At 71.8% G+C, this 17,878-nt stretch carries 14 protein-coding genes; 6 read left to right on the top strand and 8 right to left on the bottom strand.

Going from position 1 to position 17,878, the window contains the following annotated elements; translation table 11 throughout:
* Positions 1–47: 47 nt before the first annotated feature.
* Together M446_RS05070 and M446_RS05065 are read right to left on the bottom strand one after the other, a co-directional pair.
* Complete coding sequence (locus M446_RS05070; protein WP_012331013.1) at positions 48–2,177, bottom strand: carbohydrate-binding domain-containing protein; 2,130 nt, start codon at positions 2,175–2,177, stop codon at positions 48–50.
* Between the two features lie 344 nt (positions 2,178–2,521).
* Positions 2,522–2,779 carry a hypothetical protein gene (locus tag M446_RS05065; RefSeq protein WP_236728786.1) on the bottom strand — a complete coding sequence of 86 codons (258 nt, stop codon included), beginning with the start codon at positions 2,777–2,779 and terminating at the stop codon, positions 2,522–2,524.
* 461 nt (positions 2,780–3,240) lie between these two features.
* Between M446_RS05065 and M446_RS34765 the strand changes: the two genes are divergently transcribed.
* Complete coding sequence (locus M446_RS34765; RefSeq protein ID WP_265576538.1) at positions 3,241–3,960, top strand: PAS domain-containing protein; 720 nt, start codon at positions 3,241–3,243, stop codon at positions 3,958–3,960.
* Positions 3,961–3,969: 9 nt separating this feature from the next.
* Here the strand turns inward: M446_RS34765 and M446_RS05055 are convergent, their stop codons facing one another.
* Together M446_RS05055 and M446_RS05050 are read right to left on the bottom strand one after the other, a co-directional pair.
* Entirely contained in the window at positions 3,970–5,262 is a 1,293-nt protein-coding gene (locus tag M446_RS05055) for a polyhydroxyalkanoate depolymerase (RefSeq protein WP_012331011.1), read from the bottom strand.
* A gap of 153 nt (positions 5,263–5,415) precedes the next feature.
* A complete protein-coding gene (locus M446_RS05050; protein WP_012331010.1) occupies positions 5,416–5,982 on the bottom strand; it encodes an AAA family ATPase in 567 nt (188 codons plus the stop codon).
* Positions 5,983–6,284: 302 nt separating this feature from the next.
* On the opposite strand from M446_RS05050, the gene M446_RS34760 reads away from it, so the two are divergent.
* Together M446_RS34760 and M446_RS37985 are read left to right on the top strand one after the other, a co-directional pair.
* Positions 6,285–6,968: a DUF3828 domain-containing protein gene (locus M446_RS34760; protein WP_265576537.1), complete on the top strand. Its 684-nt coding sequence runs from the start codon at positions 6,285–6,287 to the stop codon at positions 6,966–6,968.
* A 122-nt stretch (positions 6,969–7,090) separates the two neighbouring features.
* Positions 7,091–7,471 carry a hypothetical protein gene (locus M446_RS37985; protein ID WP_168169120.1) on the top strand — a complete coding sequence of 127 codons (381 nt, stop codon included), beginning with the start codon at positions 7,091–7,093 and terminating at the stop codon, positions 7,469–7,471.
* Positions 7,472–7,738: 267 nt separating this feature from the next.
* Here the strand turns inward: M446_RS37985 and M446_RS05045 are convergent, their stop codons facing one another.
* The 3 genes from M446_RS05045 to M446_RS05035 form a co-directional block, all read right to left on the bottom strand.
* The gene (locus M446_RS05045) at positions 7,739–9,676 is read right to left on the bottom strand and encodes an AI-2E family transporter (protein WP_012331008.1); all 1,938 of its coding nucleotides are present in this window, start codon (positions 9,674–9,676) and stop codon (positions 7,739–7,741) included.
* 98 nt (positions 9,677–9,774) lie between these two features.
* The gene (locus tag M446_RS05040) at positions 9,775–9,960 is read right to left on the bottom strand and encodes a hypothetical protein (protein ID WP_012331007.1); all 186 of its coding nucleotides are present in this window, start codon (positions 9,958–9,960) and stop codon (positions 9,775–9,777) included.
* Positions 9,961–10,182: 222 nt separating this feature from the next.
* Positions 10,183–11,055 (bottom strand): hypothetical protein, encoded by an 873-nt coding sequence (locus M446_RS05035; protein WP_012331006.1) that lies wholly within the window; start codon positions 11,053–11,055, stop codon positions 10,183–10,185.
* Positions 11,056–11,480: 425 nt separating this feature from the next.
* On the opposite strand from M446_RS05035, the gene M446_RS05030 reads away from it, so the two are divergent.
* Positions 11,481–11,840 (top strand): DUF3140 domain-containing protein, encoded by a 360-nt coding sequence (locus tag M446_RS05030; RefSeq protein WP_012331005.1) that lies wholly within the window; start codon positions 11,481–11,483, stop codon positions 11,838–11,840.
* 135 nt (positions 11,841–11,975) lie between these two features.
* Complete coding sequence (locus M446_RS05025) at positions 11,976–12,974, top strand: SDR family oxidoreductase (protein ID WP_012331004.1); 999 nt, start codon at positions 11,976–11,978, stop codon at positions 12,972–12,974.
* A gap of 358 nt (positions 12,975–13,332) precedes the next feature.
* On the opposite strand, the gene M446_RS05020 is transcribed toward M446_RS05025, so the two are convergent.
* Positions 13,333–14,576, bottom strand: a protein-coding gene (locus tag M446_RS05020; RefSeq protein WP_076612169.1) for an IS3-like element ISMtsp5 family transposase whose coding sequence is annotated in 2 segments (ribosomal slippage) — positions 13,333–14,252 and positions 14,252–14,576 — 1,245 coding nt in all. Because the reading frame shifts where the segments join, the coding sequence is not laid out codon by codon here.
* An 89-nt stretch (positions 14,577–14,665) separates the two neighbouring features.
* On the opposite strand from M446_RS05020, the gene M446_RS05010 reads away from it, so the two are divergent.
* A complete protein-coding gene (locus M446_RS05010) occupies positions 14,666–17,845 on the top strand; it encodes a PAS domain S-box protein (RefSeq protein WP_012331001.1) in 3,180 nt (1,059 codons plus the stop codon).
* Positions 17,846–17,878: the final 33 nt, after the last annotated feature.

Below are 17,878 nucleotides of genomic sequence, written 5' to 3'. Positions count from 1 at the left end.
GGGGGGGCGCGCCGCGGGCGGCGGCGCCGCCCGGTGGGCAGCTTACGTCACGGGGCGTACTTCTCCAAGACGTCCATCTGCGGCCGGTCGGTGACCTGCGCGGTGCCCAGGCCGGTCGGCTCGATCGAGAACATGTAGTCGCCCCACCAGGGCCCCGCCGCCCAGTAGGTGGCCCCCTGCCAGACGGCGTGCCGGTCCATGTAGGCCAGCATGCTGTCGAGCGCCTGCAGGCTGGTTGGGTCCGACGCCACGCCGAACTCGCCGAGGAAGAGGCGGCTGTTGGTCTGCGTCGCCCACTGGGTGATCGCCGTCAGGCGCTCGACGCCGACCGTCGGCGAGGCGACGCCCGCCTGCGTGCCGGAACTGTCGGCGTCGAGGTACTGGTGCACCTCGAAGGCGTAGTTGCCGGCCGGATCGACGATGCCGGTCCCGATCACCGTGTCGTTGTCGCTGCTCACCCAGCTATGGGCCCCGTCCCAGTAGCTGCCCGGGACCAGGATCTCCTGGCTCGTCGCCCCGGCCGCGCGGATCGCCGCGATGGCCGCGTTGGCCGAGCCGAGCCACTGCGTCGCGCTCTGGGCGTAGGGCTCGTTCATCAGGCCGAAGATCAGGTTCGGGTTGGCGCTGAAATGCCCGGCCAGCTTGCCCCAGAAATCCGCGAAGGCGCTGTCGGGCGTCTCCGGACTGCCGATCAGGTGGCCGTAGCCCGCGCCGTAATCGTGCGGGTCCAGGATCACCTTCATGCCCTTGGCGGTGGCGGCGGACACCACCGCGTCGATCTGGGCGAGTTCGGCGGCGCTCAGGGGACCGCCCTGGACCGGCTGCAGGCGCTCCCACAGGAAGGGCAGGCGGATGACGTTCAGGTTCTTGGACGCGTAGTAGTCGATCTCCTGCGCGGTCGGGTAGGTGTAGTCGGTGCCGAGCCGGCCGGGCAGCGCGCCGGCGGCGAAATCGGCCCCGGCGAGGTTCACCCCGAGCAGGGAGAGGCCGGGGCCCGTCCCGCCGGGCGGGGGGGCCGGCGTGAGGACCGGCATCGACGCCGCGGGCGGCACGCCGGTAGCGAAGGTCAGGGTTCCGGCCGAGTAGAGGGCCGCGGCGTCGCCGAGCATCGGGCCGGCCGCGTTGCTCGCCGCCTCGCCCTCGTAGGTGCGCCCGCCCAGGATCAGGTGATCGACGTAGAGGTTGCGGTCCGCGTCCGCCGTGCCGCCCCAGGCATCGTTGAGGAACCGCACCTCGACCCTGCGCGGGTCGTCGCCGAAATCGCCCGTGAGCGTGATGTCCTGCCACTCGCCGGCCGCGCGGCGGGCCGTGACGGCCTGGGGCCCGCCGACCTGCACGCCGTCCACCAGCACCGCGACCAGCGCGTCGCCCCGATAGGCGTCCTCCGCCACCCGGATCGTCAGGCTGCGCAGGGGCGGGGGCGCGCTGGTGTCGAAGACGAGGCCCCCCTCCGCCATCAGCGCCGCGGCGCCGTCGACCGTCGCGCCGGCGCCGTTGCTCGCCGCCGCGCCCCGATAGGTCCGGCCGTCCAGGACTAGGTGGTCGACGTAGAGGTTGCGGTCGGCGCCGGCGGTACCGCCCCAGGCATCGTTGAGGAACCGCACCTCGACCCTGCGCGGATCCGGCGCGAAGGCGCCCGTGAAGGTGATGTCCTGCCACTCGCCGGCCCCGTGGCGGGCCGTGACGGCCTGGGGCCCGCCGACCTGCACGCCGTCCACCAGCACCGCGACCAGCGCGTCGCCCTGATAGGCGTCCTCCGCCACCCGGATCGTCAGGCTGCGCACCGGCGCCGCGGGCGGCACGCCGGTATCGAAGGTCAGGGTTCCGGCCGAGTAGAGGGCCGCGGCGTCGCCGAGCATCGGGCCGGCCGCGTTGCTCGCCGCCTCGCCCTCGTAGGTGCGCCCGCCCAGGATCAGGTGATCGACGTAGAGGTTGCGGTCCGCGTCCGCCGTGCCGCCCCAGGCATCGTTGAGGAACCGCACCTCGACCCTGCGCGGGTCGTCGCCGAAATCGCCCGTGAGCGTGATGTCCTGCCACTCGCCGGCCGCGCGGCGGGCCGTGACGGCCTGGGGCCCGCCGACCTGCACGCCGTCCACCAGCACCGCGACCAGCGCGTCGCCCCGATAGGCGTCCTCCGCCACCCGGAGCACCAGGGAATTGCCGTAGCCGACTGACATCGAAGAGCCCGTGATCTGTATCTCAGGCCCTAATCTGGGTATCCTGTGTTAAATTTATCCTTAACGGACCCAGATCCGCGACGACATAGCGGCACAGAAAGGATGCAGTGTATCAATTTAGTCGACAGCTGCCGTGAGGATCGCTGGTGACAGGCGGGCTCCGGTGCGGGGTCCGACGAGGGCGCGCGGCGCGGATTATTGGGACCGAGTGGGCGCGCCGGCAAAGCGCGCGACCGAGTACGGAGGTGCCGCACCGTTCGCGGCCGGCCTCCGTCCGGGCCCCGCCGGCGCCCAAGCGCCGCCCCGCCGGCGCCCGAGGAGATCCGGCCGTGCGCGGATCCGAGCTAGAGCGAGGGCTGGGCGTCGTCCCGTATGTAGATCAGCGATGCCTCCAACCTGTCGGCGAGATGCTTGGCAAGGACGAGTGCTTCCTCGAACGACGCCACATGGGTCGTGACCAGCACGCTTCTATTCTTCTTTTTCACTTTCCCAGACACAATATAGTTATGATTATCATGCTCGATGCCGGATTTTTCGATCACGAGGTAATCCTCGCTCTCGCTCACATCTACACCAAATGGCAATTCCTCGAGCACCGCCATCCTGGGAGGCCTAGCCGTCATCATGATCACAACTCTTTTATCACATGCGACCGGTGAATGCCATGATGTCAGCAATCTGACCCGGGCATTCGGCAGCGGGACGCCGCGATTCCCGCGCGGCGGGAACTCAGTCGATTGGGTCTCCCGATGAGCTCTACGCGAGAGAAAATCCGGATGTCGGCATAGACCTGCCCGTACGGGGGCGATCGATTGCAATGTGACGGCGCCCGAGAACGTTCTCGGATCCGGGACAAGTCCGGCCGGACCGGGCGACGGCGGCGGGAGCGGCTCGGCGGCCGATCGTTTTCGTCCCATTGCCTGTCCGGGACGATCATGGGTGAATGCGGCCCGTGCGCGGCGCGTCGCAAGTCAAGCCGATCCGTCAAGATCAACGATAAGCGGAGCCGCTCCTCGGCCGGAGGCGCCGATCAGGTGTCGGGGGGCAGGGAGGACACGCGGGCATGACGTCCGACTGGAACGACGAGCCGCCGATCGCTCAGGTGTTCGACGGGGCCGGGACGGCGGTCTACACCACCGACGCCGAGGGCTGGCTGACCTACTACAACCCGGCCGCCGCGGCGCTCTGGGGCTACCGTCCGGAGATCGGCCGCGCGCTGGTGCGGCGCGTGGCGCCTCCTGGCGCCCGACGGGTCGGACCTGCCCCTCGCGCTCTGCCCGATGGCGGTGGCCCTGCGGGAGGGGCGCCCCGTCCGCGACGCCGGGGCGGTGCTGGAGCGCCCGGACGGCACGCGGATCCCGTTCATGCCCTGCGCGACCCCGATTCGCACCCGCTCCGGGGCGATCGTCGCCGGCGCGTCCATCCTGGTGGCGACGCGGCCGCCGCTCCGGCTGGACCTGTCCGAGGCGGCCACGGTGTCGGTCCGCCCGGCGCGCCGCGCCCCCGGGACGGACCTGGACGGCCTCACCGGCGCGCTGCAGGCCGTCTGGCGGCGCTGGCGGACGTCGAGGTCACGCACGAGATCGAGTGCGAGCACCTGGAGGCCCGGATCGGGCCGGGCGCGGAGCGGGAGCGGATCCTGGCGCAGCTGCGCGCCAAGCGGGAGCGGGGGCGGAGCGCGCTGCGGCGGCGGCTCGGGGACCTGCAGGCCCGCGCGGCCGGCCTGACCGCGCCTGCCGGCGCGCAGGGCGCCGCCGTGCCGGGGCGCGCCCTGCTGCATTGAGGACCAGGCTCAGACGGGCCGGAGCGGGACCGCGGCGCGGCCGGGCGGGGCCTTGACCACGAAGAGGGCCACGGAGCGGTCGATCCAGTCCGCCCGCTCCGGGACGGGGGCCGGGCGCGGCGCCGCCTGATCCGCCATGAAGCGGCAGATCTCGGGCACGATCTCGGCCCGGAAGCGCGAGCCGTTGAAGATGCCGTAATGCCCTGCCCCGGCCTGCAGGTGGTAGGCCTTCCTGTCGCCCGGGAGGTTGGGGGTGAGGTCGAGGGCGGCGCGGGTCTGGCCGACGCCCGTGATGTCGTCCTTCTCGCCCTCGATCGCCATCAGGGCGCAGCGGCGGATCGCCCCGAGATCGACCGGCGCGCCGCGGTGGCGCATGGTGCCGTTCGGCAGGCTGTGGGTGATGAAGACCTGCTCCACGGTCTCCAGGTAGAATTCGGCGGTCAGGTCCATCACGGCGAGGTACTCGTCGTAGAAGGCCCGGTGCTTGGACGCCGAATCGCCGTCGCCCTCGACCAAGTGGTTGAACATGTCCCAGTGGGCGGTCAGGTGCCGGTCGAGGTTCATCCCCATGAAGCCGGAGAGCTGCAGGAAGCCCGGATAGACCGCGCGCCCGTGGCCGGGATAGCCCGGCGGCACGAGGTGGATGCAGTGCTGCCGGAACCACCCGATGCCGCGCTCCTGGGCCAGGAGGTCGACCGCCGTGGGGGAGCGCCGCGTGTCGATCGGCCCGCCCACCAGGATCGCCGCGCGCGGCACGGCCGGGTGGTCCTCGGCCTCCATCCGGGCGATGGCGGCCAGGACGGGCACCGAGGGCTGGCAGACGGCCATCACGTGCAGGTCCGGCCCGAGCGCCGCGAACATCGCCGCGCAGGCGTCGATGTACTCGTCGAGGCCGAAGCGCCCGGCCGCGCGCGGCACCTGCCGGGCGTCGGCCCAGTCGGTGATGAAGACCTGATGGGTGTCGAGGAAGGCTGCCACCGTGCCGCGCAGCAGCGTGGCGTAGTGGCCCGACATCGGGGCGACGAGGAGGAGCTTCGGCTTGTCGGACGGCTCCCCGAAGGCGATGACCCGGCAGAAGGGCTGCTCCCACACGATCCGCTCCGCGGCCGGCAGGCCGAAGGCGGGTTTGGGATAGGAGCGGGTGGCGCGCTCGAAGATCTCGCAGGAGGCGGCGATCGAGCGGCCCGCGACCGTATAGGTGAAAGGGTTGAGCGGGTTCTCGCAAGCAAGCTTCGTGAGGTCGGCGGCGATCCGGGCGGGCGTGAGCATCAGTTCACACGACTCACGCATGAGGTACATCATCCGCAGACACCTTTCCGACGCTGAGGCTTCCCGGCCCGTGATGACAGGTAGGCCCCCAACGCGGGCGAGAGGTGTTTGGTTTCGGCCGGCCTGTTCTGCGGTTTGCGTGCGCTCAAGCCTGGGTGGGGCGGGGCCCTGCGGCCGCCCGCGCGGTCACTCCGCCCGGGGCGCGCCGTCGCCCGCTCCGGCGATCCGCCGCAGGATGAAGTCGATCCGCTCCTGCGCGGGCAGGACCGGCACGCGCACGACGTCGAAGGCGAGGTCCGCGTAGGCGCGCCAGAGGAGGTCCGCGAGCCTGTCCCGCTCGTGGCGGCTCTCGACGCGGGCGTAGTCCGTGACGTAGTCGCTCAGCGGTTCGAGGTAGAAGACCGTCCGGTAGCGCGCGGCGGCGATGCGGGACATGTAATCGGCCTCGGGCAGGCCGTGCAGCCTGAAATACGCGAGGCTGTCGGGGACCCCGCGGTCGAAGAAGATCAGCTCCTCCGGCGGCAGGCTCCGCTCGACGGCGAGCGCGCGCATCAGCACGGAGACCTGGAACTCCTCGGGCCTCGCGCGCACCTCGTGGACGCTGCGCCCGGCTCGCAGCGCCTCGTCCAGGTGCGCGCGCGCCACCTCGGTCCTCACCCGGAAGCCGCGCGCTGCCAGGAGGTCGATCGTCGTCGACTTGCCGCAGCAGGGCGGGCCCGTGATCACGTGCCAGCGGTTTCGACTGTCGGACACGCGCGCGCCTCTCCCGATCCCCCTCACCTTACGGAGCCGGCCGCGGCCCGTCGATGGCTCGGCCGTGCGGAGGGTGTCGCACGGGGCGGCCGCCGGGTCCGCCCCGTGCGCAGCGAAGCGGCAGGGCCGGCGCGGTGAGGGGCCCGAGCCGGCCGGCTCGACCGCGGGAAGACCAGCAGGTCGCGCACGAGATCGCCGCCCGCCCCCTTCTCGATCTGCGCGATCAGGATCATCCTGTCCTCGGTCACCGCCGTGTCCGGTCGGAGTTCAGCCCGCAACCGAACCCTCGCCGAAGACCGGCGATGGCCACCGCAGCGGCGGCCGCCTCTGGCGCCACGCTCGGGAGCACGATCCGCGACGAGACATCATTTCTGAGGAAGCATGACCTGATCTCCCCGCAGGGACTCCCGCTGATTTCAAGAGTCCAGATCTCGATCAGCGGTGCTTCCGCGATCTCGGCAAGGGACGGGCAGGAGGAGCTTGCGATGTGTGCTCTGATACGCTCATCGCTCTTCGCATGTGCAACAGGGGCTACGCTGCTCACCGGGTTGACAGTTTCCGAAGCCCAGTTCGCGACGCCGGAAGCTGCCGTTCAAGCCGTCTATGCCCAGTACGAGGGCTCACGCAAAAGCCCGAAACTGCTTTCACTTCAGTTGGACAAGTCAACGGCCAACCATTTTTTTGAGAAAGAGATCGCGGCGGCATGGCTTCGAGACCTCGCAAAGGCCGCGAACGGCGACAACACAATCGATGTTGATCCATTCACGGAATCGCAGGATCCCACCATCGCAAACCTGGTGATCAGCCCGGCCACGATGACGGGTGACTATGCCGTTACGCAAGCAAGATTCCGGAACGCGCGCAAAGCGGTGCGCATCACTTATCGCCTGAAGCGCGCTCCCGACGGCTGGCGCATCTACGACGTGAGATCCGACCGAGGTCAGGGACTCCGCCGCGCACTGGGACTGAGAGATCGAACCGGATAGTCTCTGCAGGAATATTTATCGCTTTCCCTTGTGAGCGGCGCATTTCTGTATCGATTTTTGTTGCCGGTTCGTCGCAGTAAAACGAGATCGGACTCACCGCTTGCAGCCCGGAGGAATGACCGATGCGTGCCGTCAAACTCCTTTCCGTTCTCTGGCTCGTCGCTGCCTCGCCGGCGGGCGCGACCTGCACGCTGCGCTCCGAGGGAAAATGCCTCAGCGAATCGGGACAAGGACGGTGTCTCATCGAAGTCGGCGGGAAACGCTACCTGGACGGCAGATGCAACATCGAGTCTGATGCGGACGGCAATTTTTCCGTGGGAACCGGCGATCGTCGTTCTTCAAAATTCTTCGCGTACGTCAATAAAAACGAAGACGGTACCGCCGAAGGCAGTTGGAATGGAGCGCGGGGAGGAAGTCACGCCCATGACAGCCTCGGAACCTTGAAGCCACAAGGAAGCGCATGTTGGGCCAACGCGACCGCGAAGGTTTGCGCGTGGAGGTGAACCGGACGATCACGTCCGGACAGCGTGATGACAAGCCCGCGCGGCGCCTGAGCGAAGCCCAAATCCGCATTGCCGAAATGGAAGATGGCGACGCAATCCGTCGAATGTCGTAAGAGATGTCCGCGACACGCTTGCAACCGGACATCTCCACAGGCGCCGCGAGGGCCCGGAAGGGTGTTCGGGAGCGCTGGTCAGGCGCGCGCGGTCCGGAGGTCCGGACGGGCGGGTCCCGGATTCGGGACCCGCTCGCTCGATGCGGAGCCCGGATCAGGCCTGCCGCAGGGCCTCCAGGCACGCCTCGACCGCCTCGCGCAGCGAGACGACGTAGTAATCCGCCCCGACCTGCCGGCGCAGCGCAGCGTCGGTCAGGATCGCGTCCTCGGCGGGCCAGAGGCCGACCAGGATCGGCTGGCCCGGCACCTTCTCCCGCAGCCGCTGCAGCAGGTAGCGCAGATGGGCCGGGTTCCCGCTGATGTCGAGGTAGGAGATGCACACCATCGCCACCCCGCTCACGTCGAGGTTGCGCACCTTCTCGCGGCTGACCGCCTCGTGCGGGACGACGCGGGCGCCGAGCCCGTGCTTGCCGAGCAGCTGGGCGAGCATGGACGAGGCCGCCTCGTCGAGCGGGCCGCGGCCCGCGATGCAGAGGACGGGGGCCTCGCCGCGCCACCTCTGCGGCCGCGCCTCGGGCGGCGGCGCGCGGCCCGGCACGGCCTCGTTCTTCGGGTGCTCCTTCTCGGCCAGCGAGGCCTCGGCGCCCGGCTGCCCGGCCGGCGCCTCCGGCGCCTCCTGCGGCACCTCGTCCGGGCGCTTGGCGAATTCCATCACCAGCGCCTGCGTCAGCTGCCGGATCGCGTCGAGCTGAGCGGGCCCGAGAACCCCGCGCTGGTAGTCGTTGGCGGCGAGCTGCAGCGCCTTGAGGGCCACCTCGTCGTAGTAGGAGGACAGCGAGCGCTCCTTCAGCAGCAGTTCCGCCTGCTCCTGCGCCTCGTCGGGATCGCCCGCGAGCATGCGCTGGTAGAAATTCTCGACCGGCGTCAGCGGCGGCCGGTCGCCGAGCAGCACGTCGAGGAATTCGAGCCGCTCCACGTGGCGGCCGAGCACCACGAGGCAGACCGTGAAGGGCGTGGCCAGGATCAGGCCGATCGGCCCCCAGAGGAAGCCCCAGAACAGGGTCGAGACGATCACCGAGAAGGGCGACAGGCCCGTCGAGTGGCCGTAGAGCAGCGGCTCGACAACCTGCCCGAACACCGGCTCGGCCACCAGGAAGAGGGCGGCGGTCCAGAGCGCCATCGACCAGCCGGGATCGACGGCGGCCGCGAGCGCCACCGGGAACACGCCCGAGATGAGCGCGCCGATATAGGGCACGAAGCGCATCAGGGCCGAGAACACGCCCCACAGGATCGGGCTCGGCACCCCGATGAACCAGAGGCCGACGCCCACGATGACCCCGAAGGCGGCGTTCATGCCGAGCTGGGCCAGGAAGAAGGTGCCGAGCCGGCCCGCCGCGTCGTCCATGGCCATGGTCGTGCGGTGCAGGTCGCTCGCCCCGAACAGGCGGATCAGGCGGTCGCGCAGGTCCTCGCGCTGCATCAGGATGAAGATCACGACCACCAGGACGATGCCGACCATGGTGAGCGGCGAGACGACCGGGCCCAGGACCTTCTCGGCCAGGACCAGGGGTGAGGTGTCCGGCTCCTGCACCTTCACCAGCACGGCCCGGGGCGCCTGCGCGCCCGCCGCGGCGCCGGCGGCGTCGGGCGCGGCCGCCTGGCTGGAGACCTCGCTGACCTGCCGGTTGAAGCGGCGGATGAGGTCGTTGGCGCGGCCGAGCACGCCCTCCTGCAGGGTCGAGACCTTGCGCTGGACCGTGCTCTGGTAGGCGGGGATGTTCTTGGCGAGGTCGGCGACCTGCAGGCCGATGACGCCGCCGATGGCCAGGATGACCCCGAGGGCGAGGAGCACCGCCGCGATCACCGAGGGCACGCGCCCGAGGCGCAGGCGGCGCAGCAGATTCACCACCGGCGCGAGCACGAAGCTCAGCAGGATGGCGAGGACCAGGGGGATGAAGACCTCGCGCGCGAGGTAGAGCGCGGCGACCACGACCACGGCGACGGCCAGGGTCGCGAGCCCGGACGGGCCGGGCGTGGAGGGCGGGGGGACGCGGGCCGGCGGGAGGGAGGGCGGCGTGACGGCAGCGGGCATGCGGGACTCCGGGCGGCGGGCGCGGCCGGCGGGGTGGCCGCCGGGTGTCCGCTAACGCGCCGCGCGCCGCATCCGTCGCGTCGCGCCCGCGCGGCCCGTCAGCCGCCGGCCTGCTCCTCGTCCTCGGTCAGGCGCGCGAGCTGCCGGGCAAGGCTCTCCACCTGATCGCGGGTCGCGCGCAGCTCCACGACGCTGCCGTCGGCGGTCTCGATCACGAGCCGGTACCCGGAGCCGCTCTCGGCGGCCAGCACGCGGACCAGCGTTTTCACCTCGGCTTGGGTCACCTGGGCACTCCTGCAAGATTGGCGGCGCGATCACGACCCGCGCCGGCGCGGCGAGCACGCCAACGCGGTTAGCCATCGTCTCGGACCTCCGGGGGCGGATGTCGAGGCGAAGATGGCGTCCCCGCCCGGCCATGTCCCGCCCGGCCATGTCCCCGCGCGTCCATGTCCCCGCGCGTCCGGGGCGCCCGCCGCGCGCGAGCCCCGGCCGGCCCGGCGCCAGGATCAGGCGCCGCCGGAGGAGGTCGCGTACGCGCGGGCGATGCGGGACAATTCGGGCGTGCGCAGGTAGCCGTAGGACTTGTGGTGGTTCCGCCCGCCGTCGGGACGGCTGTAGGTGTTCACGACCCGCCGGTCGACCACCCGCAGCCCCGCGTCGCTCGGCGCGAACGCCTCGTCCAGCGTGCCCATGATGGCGACGACGTCGTGGCCGTCGGCCAGGTTGGTCCAGCGCGCCACGTTGGCGGGCACGCGCGCGGCGCCGTGCTCGGCCTCGATCTTGAGCTTCACCTTGGCCAGGCCCAGGGGCGAGCCGACCGTGACGAGGTGCTCGACCCGCAGGGAGGGATCCTCGCGCTCCAACAGGCGGAGCACGTCGTAGGCGATGACCGACCCCATCGAGTGGGCGACCAGCAGGATGCGCCGGTGCCGGCAGGCCCGGAGCCGCGCGGCCAGTCGCGCGCGCACGTCGCGGGCGAAGTCCCGCTCGGCATGGTAGTACCAGAGGTCGTCGAACCGGTATTCCAGGATGGCATCGTCCACCAGGGTGACGCCGGTCGTCTCCTCCAGGCGGTCGATCCCCGCATAGAGGGGCGCCAGCACCACCTTTTCGGTGAGCGCGGGCGCCTCGTCCTCCCCCGGCAGCGGCCCGGCCCCGCCGTGGCGGCGGTAGGGTTCCCGGTTGGACTCCTCCCGCAGCGGCGCATCGTAGCGAAGGTCGGCCCAGTAGACGAACTCGAACGCGAAGTGCGGGTCGCTCAGTCCCTCGTTGCGGATCAGTCCCTCGGCGATGGCCGCCCGCCACCACCGCGTCTTCTCGTCGACCGGCGGCTTGTTCGCCAGGCCGTGAATGCCGATGATGACACTCGTGCTCCCCATGTCTGCGGAACGTCCTCCCGATCAGCGCAGTCATGCCGCGGGGCTCGACTGCGCGCGCAATCGCCACAACGCGTGATCCCGGGTTCCGGTACGCGGCCGGTGTTGATCAAAACTGTCGCTCCGGGCCGAGCCGGGAGCGCGGGCAGGAGGTCGCGGCCGGGCGGTGGCCCCGGGAGCGGGGGCCGCGCCCCGGCTTGGCGCGGCGCAATCGCCGCAGACCAAGCCCCGGAACGACGCATTCCGGCCGACGTTGGCCGCCCGGTTCGAGACGAGCGGGACGAGGCGGCGGCCCCCGGCGGGCGCCGGCCTCGGCGGGATCGACGCGGATCCGCCGCATCGCGCGGGCCTTGAGGATGCGAGCTTGGGAAGAGCACCTGCGCGGGCCGGAGCGCGCCGCGGGCGGCCTCGCGAGCGGGAGAGGTATGATGGGGCACGAGACGGACCAGGACCGCGAGGAGATCGTCCGGGAGTTCAGGAAGGCCGTGAACATGACGGCGTCCACCCTGGAGAAGCACCTCGCGGGCGAGGCGAGCCGGTCGGTCGGCCAGAGGAGGGACGGCGCCTCCGAGGCGACCGGGCACCGGGAGGGTCGACGCATCGTCGAGATCCTGCGCACCAAGAAGTCCGATCTGTCCGACGACGACTATCAGCACATGCGCAAAGTCGTCGGCTACGTGCACCGGCACTTGGCGCAGGGCGGCCCCAAGGACGCGGCCGCCGTGAAGGATTCGCCCTGGCGCCTCTCGCTGATGAACTGGGGCCACGATCCGACGAGGACCGCCTGAGTCCTTGATTACTGGAATGTCCGGCTTCCGGCGGCCCGGCCCGCGGTCGCCCGGCGCGCGAACCGCGCGGCGGGCAACCGCGGGCGGCAAGGGGCCGCGGGCGGCAGGGGAGCCGGGGCTGAGGGAGGAGCGAGCATGAGACACAAGCGGGTGCGCGACCAAGTCATCGTGATCACGGGTGCGTCGAGCGGCATCGGCCTCGCCACGGCGCGCATGGCCGCGCGGCGGGGCGCCCGGGTGGTGCTCGCCGCGAGGAGCGGGGACGTGCTGGAGGAGCTCGCGGCCGAACTCGGCGGAGCGGGCGGGCGGGCCCTCGCGGTCGCCTGCGACGTCGGGCGCCAGGAGGACGTGGAGGCCCTCGCCGACAGGGCGGTCGCGACGTTCGGCGGCTTCGACACCTGGGTCAACGTCGCCGGCCTGACCACCTACGGCGCGTTGCGGGACATTCCCCTGGAGGATCACGAGCGCCTGGTCCGGACGAATTTCTGGGGCACCGTGCACGGGTCGATGGCGGCGGTGGCGCACCTGCGCCGGGGCGGCGGCGCGCTGATCAACGTCGCCAGCATCGCCTCCGACCTCGCCTTCCCGTTCCAGGGCCTCTACGCGGCCTCCAAGCACGCGGTGAAGGGCTTCACCGACACGCTGCGCATGGAGCTGATCGCGGAGGGCGCGCCGGTGTCGGTCACGCTGATCAAGCCCGCCTCCATCGACACGCCGCTGCCGCAACGGGCGCGCAACACCATGGACAGGGAGCCGATGCTGCCGCCCCCGGTCTACAGGCCCGAGGAGGTGGCCCACGCGATCCTGCACGCGGCCGTCCATGCGCCGCGCGACATCTTCGTCGGCGGCGCCGGCAAGCTCTTCGTGATGGGCAAGGAATTCGCGCCGGGGCTCTACGACCAACTCGCGCCCGCCATCATCGCGCTCCAGAAGCGGGGGTCGCCGCCGCGCCACCCGGAGGGCGCCCTGTTCCGCCCGCGGGAGGCCGGCCGGGTCCGCGGCGACCAGCCCGGATACGTGCAGCGGACCAGCGCGTACACGAGGGCCAGCCTGCACCCGCTCGCCACGGCCGCGGCCGGCCTGGGCCTCGCGGTGGCCTCCGCCGCCTGGGCGATGGGGAGCAGGCGCCGCTGAGCCCATCGGCCTCGCCGCCGGATCGGTCGCCGGGTCGGCGCTCGGGGCCGGGGTGCCGCGACCCTGGGCGCCGCGACCCTGGGCGCCGCGACCCTGGGCCCTCCCGGGCGGCCGTTGACGGGAACCGCCCGCGCCCCGACAAGCGCCCGGGACAGCGGCTTTCACCCATGAGTTGATGACACAGGCAGGTTCAGCGTCCGCGTGGTCCCCGGTCGGGGGCGGCCCTCTCGGGGACCTCGTCCGGCGGCACGACTGGGCCGCCACGCCGCTCGGCGCCATGGCCGAGTGGCCCATGCCGGTGCGCACCGTCGTCCAGACGCTTGTACCGCCCGCAGTTTGTGAGACACCGATTTCCAGCCTACGCGGCCAGAGCCGCGGGTGAAAGCTGTGCGGCACGAATGGCTGCCGGTGGGCGGAACCCGTGCCGCTCGATCAGCCACGTCTCGTTGTAGATCTCGCGGAACGCCAGCAGGGCGCGGCGGAGGTCTTCGACCGTGTCGAAACTGTCCACCCACAGCAGGTTCTCCTTGAGCGTGCGGATGAAACGCTCGGCGCAGCCGTTGCCCTCCGGCGCCCGCACGAAGGCGGGCGAACTCGCGATGCCCAGGAACGCCAGTTCCGCCTGGAAGGCGTCGGACATGTACTGGCTGCCATGGTCGTGCCGGACACTCAGGCCGGAAGCACTCTTGGCCGCGAAGCTGCCGAAGCGCTGCCGCACACCCTGGCGGATCGGCTCCAGCGCCTCGAAGCGCGTGGCCCGCCGCGCCGCATGAACGCCCACGCACTCGGCCGAGCAGTGGTCGACGGCCACGAACACCGCGACTTGGCCCTCGCCGGTCCAGGTGGTGGTCAGGTCGGTGCCCCACATCGTGTCCACTGCCTCCGGGATGATGGTGCCGTCGTGCGTGCGTGGGCCGCGCGGCGCGCCGACGCGCGAGGGGGCGAGCAGATCATGGTCGCGCATCAGGCGCAGCACGCGGCGCTTGGAGGTGCGCACGCCCTTGTGGCGCAGGCGCGCCCAGACCTTGCGGTGACCCTCGCCGTGAAAGGGGCTGCCGGTGAGGGTGGCGCGGATCTCGTCGAGCAGCGCCGCATCCGGCATCGGCCCAACCGGGCCGGGACGCCGCGCCGGCTCCGGCCGCGCGGGTGAGAGATGCCGGTGGACGGTGGCGCGCGACAGGCCCCAGATCCGGCAGACGCGGGCCAGCCCGTAAGCTTTGCCACTGACGGGGGAGAGGACCTGGCTCATGGCCGCGACCTCCTGCGGGCCAAAGGGCCGGGGCCGCGCGCCTCCAGAGCCGTGATCTTGGCCTCCAGCAACTCGCGCTCCAGCAACATCTCGCCGAGCCTGGCCTTCAGCCGCCCGCTCTCCAGCGCTTCCGCATCGGTGGGCCGGGTGGACAGGCTCGCCTCACCCGCTGCCAGGAAGGCGTCGCGCCAGCCCGACAGGGTCGCGGCGGTCACGCCCAGGCTGCGCGAGATAGTCTCCAGGTCCTCACCGCGCAGCAGTCGCAGTACGGCATCCCGCTTGCGCTGCCGGGACATCCTCCCGCCCCGGCCGGGACCGACCGCATCGGCACCCGCCCTCGTGTATGTGGTCATCGTCCTCACCCCTGTCGCGGAGACCGTCCGCTAACGGGGTGTCTCAAGCAACCGTGGGGCGGAGGACGCTGCTGCTCTCGCCGGTCCCGATGGTGGCGATCTGGGGTCCCGAGGGCATCCTCGTCTACAACCAGGGCTACGCTGAGGTCTGCGGACCGCGCCACCCGCAGGCGCTGGGTGGCCGGCTGCTGGAGGTCTGGCCGGAGGCCCGCGCCTTCAACGCCCGCGTGATCGAGAGCGGGCGCGCCGGCCGCGCCCTCAGCTTCCGGGCCCGGGAATTCGAATTGCGGCGGAGCGGCCGGCCCGAGACGGTCTGGATGGACCTGGACTACACCCCGCTCCTCGGCGAGGACGGCGCGCCCCTCGGCGTGCTCGCCACCGTGCTGGACATCACCGCGCGCGTGCTCGGCGAGCGCCGGGTGGCCGGGAGCGAGAGCCGCTTCCGCTTCCTCGACCGCCTCGCCCAGGCGACCGCGGAGGCCCGCGACGCCGACGCGGTGCTGACCGTCACCACGCGGCTCGTCGGCGAGCATCTGGGCCTGTCCAACTGCGCCTACGCGGACATGGACCCGGACGGCGACGGCTTCACCATCCGCGGCAACTGGCACGCCCCGGGCTCGCCCTCCATCCTGGGGCATTACCGCCTCGCGGATTTCGGCGCGCTCGCGGTCCGGGAACTCAATGCGGGCCGGCCGCTCATCATCAACGACACCCTCGCCGAGATCGCGCCGCGCGAGGCGAAGACCTTCCAGGACATCGGCATCGCCGCGACCATCTGCATGCCGCTGGTCAAGCGCGGGCGGCTCACCGCGCTGATGGCCATCCACCACGCCGCCCCGCACCGCTGGTCGCAGGCCGAGCTCGCGCTCATCCGCGAGGTGACCGAGCGCTGCTGGGCCCATATCGAGCGCGTCGGCGCCGAGGCCAACCTGCGCATGAGCGAGGGGCGCCTGCGCGCCCTGGTCGACGCGACCGCGGACGCCGTCTACCGGATGAGTCCGGACTGGGAGGAGATGCGCCGGCTCGACGGCGGCGGCTTCCTCGCCGACATGGCGGAGCCGAGCCCGCGCTGGCGCGACCTGTACCTGGAGCCGGAGGATCGGCCCGAGGTCGAGGCGGCGATCGCGGATGCGATCCGGCGCCGCGGCCTGTTCGCGCTGGAGCACCGGGTGCGGCGCGCCGACGGCGGCATCGGCTGGACGCTGTCGCGCGCGGTGCCGCTCCTCGACGGGGCGGGCGAGGTGATCGAGTGGTTCGGGACCGCGAGCGACGTCACCTTCCGCCACGAGGCGGAGGCGCGCCTGCGCGAGAGCGAGGCGCGCTTCCGCACCATGGCGGACGACGCGCCGGTGATGACCTGGATCACCGAGGCCTCCGGCACCTGCATCTACCTGAACCGCCGCTGGTTCGAGTTCACCGGGCAGACGCCGGAGGAGGGGCTCGGCCTCGGCTGGCTCGACGCGGTCCATCCGGACGACCGCGGCCGGTCCGAGCAGGCCTTCCTGGCCGCCAACGCGCGGCGGGAGCCGATCCGGGTCGAGTACCGGCTGCGGCGCCATGACGGCAGCTACCGCTGGGCGCTCGACTCGGCCTCGCCGCGCCTCGACCCGGACGGGACCTTTCTCGGCTATTTCGGCTCGGTCGTCGACATCGACGAGCGCCGGGAGGCCGAGGCGCGGCTGCGGACGCTGACGGACGTCGTGCCGGCCTTCGTCTGGTTCGCCGCCCCGGACGGGCGGCTGCACTTCATGAACAGCCGCTGGTGCGAGTATACGGGCCAGACTCCCGAGGAGGTGCTGCCCGACGGCTGGATCGCGGCCGTCCACCCGGACGATCAGGCGCAGACCGCCGCGATCTGGGCCGAGGCGCGGGCCGGCGGCGTCTCCTACGAGGTCGAGCTGCGCTACCGCCGGCACGACGGGGCCTACCGCTGGTACGTGGCCCGGGCCGAGCCCCTGCGGGACGCGAGCGGGCGCGTGACGACGTGGTTCGGCACCTCGACCGACATCCACGACCGCAAGCTCGCGGAGGCCAGCCTGCGCGAGCTGAACGAGACCCTGGAGAGCCGCGTCGCCGAGCGCACGGCGGAGCTGCTCAAGGCCGAGGAGGCGCTGCGCCAGTCGCAGAAGATGGAGGCGGTCGGGCAGCTCACCGGGGGCGTGGCGCACGACTTCAACAACCTGCTCACCATCATCCGCTCCTCGGTTGATTTCCTGCGCCGGCCGGACCTGCCCGAGGCGCGCAAGGCCCGCTACCTCGACGCGGTCTCCGACACGGTCGACCGCGCCGCCAAGCTGACGAGCCAGCTCCTCGCCTTCGCGCGCCGGCAGACGCTGGACCCGCAGGTCTTCTCCCTCGGCGAGCGGCTGCGGGCGGTGGCGGACCTGCTCGAGACGGTCACCGGCGCGCGCATCCGCGTCGTGACCGAGATCCCCGAGACGCCCTGCTTCGTGCGGGCGGACCTCAGCCAATTCGAGACCGCGCTCGTGAACATGGCCGTCAACGCCCGCGACGCGATGGAGGGCGAGGGCACGCTCACCCTGCGGCTGACCTGCGCGGGCAGGCTCCCGCCGATCCGCGGCCATGCCGGGAGCACCCAGCCCTTCGCGGCCGTCTCGCTCTCCGACACCGGGACGGGCATCGCCCCGGAGGTGCAGGAGCGCATCTTCGAGCCGTTCTTCACCACGAAGGAGGTCGGCAAGGGGACGGGGCTCGGCCTCTCCCAGGTCTTCGGCTTCGCCAAGCAGTCGGGCGGCGACGTCGACGTGGCGAGCGTGCTCGGCCGGGGCACGACCTTCACGCTCTACCTGCCCGAGGTCGCCGCGCAGGCCCCCGGCGCGCGGGACGCGGGTGCCGCCGCGGCGGCCTCGCCGGTCGGCACGGGCCAGCGCGTGCTCGTGGTGGAGGACAACGTCGAGGTCGGCAGCTTCGCGACCCAGATCCTGGAGGATCTCGGCTACGAGACGACCTGGGCGGTGAATGCCGAGGAGGCGCTCGACAGGCTCGGGCCGGACGGGTCGGGCTTCGACGTGGTGTTCTCGGACGTGGTGATGCCGGGCATGGGCGGCCTCGCCCTCGCCCAGCAGTTGCGGCAGCGGCTGCCGCACCTCCCGGTGCTGCTGGCCTCCGGCTACAGCCACGTGCTCGCCCAGGACGGCCAGCACGGGTTCAAGCTGCTGCACAAGCCCTACTCGGCCGAGCAGCTCGGGCGCCTCCTGCGCCAAGTCACGGCGCGCCCGCCGCACGAGGGGCCGGTGCCGCCGCCGTGAGCCCCGGGCCCCGGGGCCCGTCCCGGCTCATGC

The organism is Methylobacterium sp. 4-46, from assembly GCF_000019365.1.
Classification (GTDB): Bacteria; Pseudomonadota; Alphaproteobacteria; order Rhizobiales; family Beijerinckiaceae; genus Methylobacterium.
This window is presented reverse-complemented; position numbering and strand designations above follow the sequence as displayed.

Coding starts and splice junctions, on each gene's coding strand:
- M446_RS05030 (WP_012331005.1), top strand. CDS start 11,481: ATGGGGCACGAGACGGACCAGGACCGCGAGGAGATCGTCCGGGAGTTC.
- M446_RS05035 (WP_012331006.1), bottom strand. CDS start 11,055: ATGGGGAGCACGAGTGTCATCATCGGCATTCACGGCCTGGCGAACAAG.
- M446_RS34760 (WP_265576537.1), top strand. CDS start 6,285: ATGGCCACCGCAGCGGCGGCCGCCTCTGGCGCCACGCTCGGGAGCACG.
- M446_RS05045 (WP_012331008.1), bottom strand. CDS start 9,676: ATGCCCGCTGCCGTCACGCCGCCCTCCCTCCCGCCGGCCCGCGTCCCC.
- M446_RS05070 (WP_012331013.1), bottom strand. CDS start 2,177: ATGTCAGTCGGCTACGGCAATTCCCTGGTGCTCCGGGTGGCGGAGGAC.
- M446_RS37985 (WP_168169120.1), top strand. CDS start 7,091: ATGCGTGCCGTCAAACTCCTTTCCGTTCTCTGGCTCGTCGCTGCCTCG.
- M446_RS05010 (WP_012331001.1), top strand. CDS start 14,666: ATGGTGGCGATCTGGGGTCCCGAGGGCATCCTCGTCTACAACCAGGGC.
- M446_RS05065 (WP_236728786.1), bottom strand. CDS start 2,779: ATGGCGGTGCTCGAGGAATTGCCATTTGGTGTAGATGTGAGCGAGAGC.
- M446_RS05025 (WP_012331004.1), top strand. CDS start 11,976: ATGAGACACAAGCGGGTGCGCGACCAAGTCATCGTGATCACGGGTGCG.
- M446_RS34765 (WP_265576538.1), top strand. CDS start 3,241: ATGACGTCCGACTGGAACGACGAGCCGCCGATCGCTCAGGTGTTCGAC.
- M446_RS05055 (WP_012331011.1), bottom strand. CDS start 5,262: ATGATGTACCTCATGCGTGAGTCGTGTGAACTGATGCTCACGCCCGCC.